Source organism: Pseudomonas sp. Irchel s3a18 (assembly GCF_900187535.1).
Classification (GTDB): Bacteria; Pseudomonadota; Gammaproteobacteria; order Pseudomonadales; family Pseudomonadaceae; genus Aquipseudomonas.
On the sequence record NZ_FYDV01000037.1, the window covers coordinates 1 to 4,340 of the forward strand.

General features: G+C 50.9%; 3 protein-coding genes and 1 pseudogene. 3 read left to right on the forward strand and 1 reads right to left on the reverse strand.

From position 1 onward, the window contains the following. Window positions 1-123 precede the first annotated feature (123 nt). The 3 genes and pseudogenes from CKW29_RS25275 to CKW29_RS25685 form a co-directional block, all read left to right on the forward strand. A pseudogene (locus CKW29_RS25275) lies at window positions 124-885 on the forward strand (integrase domain-containing protein); the annotation flags it as partial. Further along, window positions 882-1,157 carry a hypothetical protein gene (locus tag CKW29_RS25280; RefSeq protein WP_095149321.1) on the forward strand — a complete coding sequence of 92 codons (276 nt, stop codon included), beginning with the start codon at window positions 882-884 and terminating at the stop codon, window positions 1,155-1,157. The pseudogene CKW29_RS25275 and the gene CKW29_RS25280, both read left to right, overlap by 4 nt. A gap of 327 nt (window positions 1,158-1,484) precedes the next feature. Continuing rightward, on the forward strand, window positions 1,485-2,990 hold the full coding sequence (locus tag CKW29_RS25685; RefSeq protein WP_143496944.1) for an HNH endonuclease signature motif containing protein: 1,506 nt from the start codon (window positions 1,485-1,487) through the stop codon (window positions 2,988-2,990). Window positions 2,991-3,455: 465 nt separating this feature from the next. Here CKW29_RS25685 and CKW29_RS25290 read toward each other — a convergent pair whose 3' ends face one another. After that, a complete protein-coding gene (locus CKW29_RS25290) occupies window positions 3,456-4,103 on the reverse strand; it encodes a hypothetical protein (RefSeq protein ID WP_095149323.1) in 648 nt (215 codons plus the stop codon). Between the last annotated feature and the right edge of the window lie 237 nt (window positions 4,104-4,340).

Sequence of the window (4,340 nt, forward strand, 5' to 3'; positions counted from 1 at the left end):
GTGATATCAGCCAATTCTTGATGCATCGGTACAACTGGATTCGACCCCATCAATTCAACGGTGGGCTGGCGCCAGCTCGGGCCGAAGAAAAACTTAACGTCGTGTCCGGGATTAGTTGACCACTACACGGCGTATCTACGCGACGTGGTTGGGCGCGGTGAGCTCGCTGTCAGTACCGCACAAAATCGGCTGTCCAGCGTTAACAAGACCGTGGCGGCGCTTCGCGGTGATCAGTACGTGAAGTTGCCGAGTCCGAGCAAGGCGTTGGGTATGCAGCGCACCGGGGTTCGACATTCGGTGCCGCAGGGCCAAGACCGCGAACAGGTTAAGCAGATCGCAGATGTGCTTTGCAGCCATCATCAGCTAAGGGCCGCCGCGATCGTTCTGTTGGCGCGAGCCACTGGCATGCGCTTGCGTGAGGCCATCTTGGCTAACCTGCCACGGCTAAATCGCGAGGCGAAAGTATTCGACAAGATCAATATCCAGGAGGGGACCAAAGGCGGCCGCGCCGGAGCCTCAGCATCACGTTGGATTGCGGTGGATGACTATGTGCGTGATGCGCTTGCATTGGCGGAGCAGGTGTCGCGTGCAGGTAGCCGCAATTTGATTGCGCCAAACGAAAGTTACCTGAGCGTTCTGCAGGGAGTCGTCCGGCCTGCGCGGGACATCCTCCATTCCCACAGTCTCAAAGGCTTTCATGAGCTACGGGCGGCTTACGCATGTGAGCGCTATGAGCAAATCACTCAACACCGAGCGCCTATCAACGGTGGTCAATGTTGCCTGATAGATAGGAACCTTGATCGTGAGGCCCGGAGACAAATCAGCTATGAACTGGGGCACGGTCGGATCGATGTGATCGCTGCCTACATAGGAGGCAGCAGATGAGTAAGCCATTCGACATGGAGCTGTTCTTAGCTGGCGTGCTGACCGGATCGCACGCAACACGGCAACGTCATCTGCAGCAGGCGAAGCTTATCCAAGCTGACATTGCAAAACGTTGGCAGCGAGAGACGCCTTGGGCTTGGCAGAGAAAGCATGTGGCTTGGTTTCTCAAACATCGCATGAGCCAGCGCAGTGAGGCAACGCGGTATTACTACGTGCTGACGATCCGGCTGCTCGCTCGACGCCTAGAAACGTCTTGGACTTTCAATCTCTGAGAGGTACCTGATCCTGATGGTCACGCCGACAGCAATCAGCCAGAAGCCGACTCTCCCCTCCCAACAGTGTGAATTCACATCCCGTTGTAACTGTTCGAGGTGTCTACGAAACCAAGGGCGATTGACCACGCACAGCGGTCATCCGGACTGCCGACCAAACAGCGTGTAGTCGGCGCGAAAGGTCAGCTCCGGTTCGTTGAGCGACAGGCGTAGTCGTGTATAAAGTACTCTGAAAAAATTTCTGGTTACGTGGGACTGCTGAGCTGCCGCTGAGCATAGACTGAAGCCCTTACGTGAAGCTCCCTCCCTTCAAACGGCTAAATCGGTATGGACATCAAACCCCTAGATTTATATGAAGCAGCTGTTTTTCTTGAGATGTCTCCGGCTCTACTCGAATACTTCACTAAAAATCCAGTTAAAACAGGCGACCCGAGAAAGCTTCAATATTCGAAAGTTGGCGAATTATTTCTATTTGATAAAAAGGAGCTAGAGAGCTATAACGCTTGGCTGAGATCTCCTTGGCCCACGCCTCCCAAGTCAAATCGCCCCCATATTCCCAAAGGGATTAGAGAGGATCTCAAAGAAGAGGCTCGACTTCAGTGCGCTCTTTGCCTGCAGAATGGTGATTCATGTGAGGCGGCTCATATTGATCCGAGCCATAAATCTAAATGCAACCATCCGCACAACCTGATATGGCTTTGCTCTAACCATCATACAAAATTTGATAATGGTCATCTGGGCCCTAAAGGCGCAGACAATCAAGATATACTGAGGATCAAAGGCTACTTAATAACATTCAGGCGATTATTTTGGATTACTCAATCTGAGGCTACCCAGCAGCTCGCGTCCATATTGAGAATTTGCGGCGAGCTGAAAATTAGACTTTCACAGCCTTTCTCTCCAGCGCATGAAAGATTTGAACAGCTAGCGGAGGAAGCACTTAAAATAGTCCCTGATCTAACAAAACGCTCTGAAACCCAGAAGGTCAAACCTGTTCTGGATAAAATACTTCATGAGCTCTCTGTTGAGCGCCTTAGAAAAGACTCTACTACCACATCGACCCTTTCGAAAGTTGCTTCATTCGAAAAAGAGTTTTTGGAAGAAAGTGGCTTAATACGCTGTCCGCTTTGCGCTCACAGAGGATCTATTAATAGTTATGACTGCCCTGTGTGCAATGGTGACGGCACGATTGACGAAGACATTAATGTTGATCTCAGAGAATTTGAATTAGTCCAGTGTGGACTTTGCGAAGGCAAGGGCAGCTATCACGGTGACGAATGTAAAGTTTGTGGTGGGGAGAGAGAATTAGAGCGCAGGTACGAAGAGCGCGTTGACTACAGCCAGTATGATCTTGTTGACTGCCCTGTGTGCGATGGCAGTGGACGCTTTCATGGTGAATTTTGCCAAGTATGCGACGGGGATAAACAAATCCTGCGCAAATACGCAGAAGATATCGACATGTCGGACTACAAACTTTGCGACTGCCCTTTATGCGAGGGTAGTGGGAGACATAACGGACAGGATTGTCGGTACTGCTGTGGTGAGAGGCAAATTCTTCGTAAATACGTCCAAGACTTTGATCCGTCGCTTTACGCTGATGTGAAATGCCCTGCATGCAAAGGTAAAGGCACTCTTTATGGCGAGGATTGTATAGCCTGTGGTGGAGAACGTTACATGCCGTCCGAACAAGCAGATAATCTTGATTTGTCCTTGTATAAACTGGAGATGTGTCCAAAATGCAAAGGTAAAAGTAAGAGCAGTCACAGGGAATGCAGCTACTGCAACAACGAAGGGGAATTATTGAAATACTATATAATCAAGTACAGCTATTAAGCTCAACGTGGCTTTGGTTTTATAAACAAGGGTTATATTCGAAGCAAGAGCTAGCAGCTTTGCTGGTAGGCGGGCATCCTCAGATCAAATGCTGCTCAATGATCCGGATGATATTGAGCGGTTGCCTCTATCAAAGCTTGAACCGCCCCTAGTTTTCGTAGATGCCCTTGAGCCTCAAGGATAGGCTCAAGGGCCACTTCTAAACCATCCGTTTTGGGCTGGTTTCTGCCCATCACTAGCCGGCAGGAGTCGGCCAACGCACAGGCCGAGGCTATTGTTCTATTGGTGGGTAGCCCAGAGGGCGGGAGGCCTCATGACAGGCAGCTTTTGGCCGTGGACTGTCTTACGTGAAGGGCAGTTTGGGTCGTTTTCTGCTCACGGATGCATGACAAGGCATGAGTAGAAGATTGTTGATGCAGCTGCCTTACAAGAGATTATTCGCTAACCGCACGCAAATTTATCAAGCTAGGGATACTGGGTCAGCCCGAACTGAATACGGAGGCTCAGCGCAAGTCTCTCCCGCCATTTCCCCACAACAAGATCTGATAAGTCTTTCGGGGTGCCGTCACTTGTTCCGGTGATGGCGTGGACCGCGGATAGCAGATTATCCGTCAAGTCCTGTTCGGGACTCATTCCAACGGCGCGGACTAGGTTAATTGTGTCAACCTGTTGCCGTTTCACGCTTCCATGCCAGTCCTCCGGCCACTCGAAGCGATGTTTATAAAAATTTGCTGCTCCGTTTGCGATCGCTACATAGCTAAGACCTGTCTTCAAATTGAGCTCTGCGTCCAACGACATCAAGGCATCCTTGCTTATCGTCTGTCCGTCTAGATGATATATCCGGTTTACGATCGAGACCGTTTCAGTGATGGCCGCCTGAATAAGCACAAACATGGCTCCGAGCAGTACGCCGGCTTTGTCGTACATCAACTCCGAAGGATGATCCCAGTATTTGCGGCCTGGATGCCCCAGATCCCTAAGGCGCTCAGACCAATCATCGAGTGCTTGTTCAGTTAGCTCCGCGTGCGATCTGATTACGCTGGAAAGGGGGAACTGGTCGAGTAAGTCTTCTAGTCCTTGCACCAATCTCAGTGTCTGTGTTTGCGCGTCCAAAATGCTCTCCTATGCGAACGATTACTATAACATCGGCAGTGAATCGCCCCGGTTTTCCTAGAGATGTCGAAGTCCCAAAAGGACGCAAGCTGAGGCAAGGTTTAATCAGTCCGTATATGGACTCCCCCTCATTGCAAGCCCCGTTGCTTTGGCGCCCGTGCCGACTGCACACGTATATTCGGCCTCTAAATACGGCATCGTTTCGATGCAGGGCCATGATGGGCTATTCGCGCGCCG

Coding starts and splice junctions, on each gene's coding strand:
- CKW29_RS25685 (WP_143496944.1), top strand. CDS start 1,485: ATGGACATCAAACCCCTAGATTTATATGAAGCAGCTGTTTTTCTTGAG.
- CKW29_RS25280 (WP_095149321.1), top strand. CDS start 882: ATGAGTAAGCCATTCGACATGGAGCTGTTCTTAGCTGGCGTGCTGACC.